The sequence below is a fragment of the Shewanella litoralis genome, assembly GCF_009828585.1.
Taxonomy (GTDB): domain Bacteria; phylum Pseudomonadota; class Gammaproteobacteria; order Enterobacterales; family Shewanellaceae; genus Shewanella; species Shewanella litoralis.
Genome location: NZ_WSRZ01000101.1, coordinates 1 through 407, shown reverse-complemented (window position 1 = coordinate 407; position 407 = coordinate 1). Strand labels below are relative to the sequence as shown.

Genomic DNA, 407 nt, shown 5'->3' with positions numbered 1-407 from the left:
GCACCTTCAATATCCAGAAGCTTTATTAGCTCTGGGATTGCTGTGATTTCATTGGACTTTTCAGAGGTCTTGACTTGCCCAAGAACGAGTTTGTTTTTACATGCAAACGCATTCACCATATGAATCGTTGATTGTCGGTTTCCACGTTGATAGGAGCCTCTTAATGTCTTGCCGTCTATCGCGATAAGTTGACCTTGCGTTATTTCATGCATGGCTTGCATCCACTTTATGAAACACAGCCTAAATTGCTCGGGGTCAATGCGTGAGATGGTCCTCGCGATAGTGTCATCGACAGGGACACCATCACTTAAATATCCATGCTGTTGAAACCAATCAAGATGACCATCAGCGTAATCACGGATCTCGCTCCAGCCCTCGGCTCCTGCTATAACGCCACACAAGGTAAC

The 407-nt window shown here is 45.7% G+C and carries 1 protein-coding gene; it reads right to left on the bottom strand.

The features are described from left to right. A partial coding sequence (locus tag GQA99_RS20290) for an ISAs1 family transposase (protein ID WP_160057022.1) occupies nt 1-407 on the bottom strand: 407 nt, incomplete at both ends.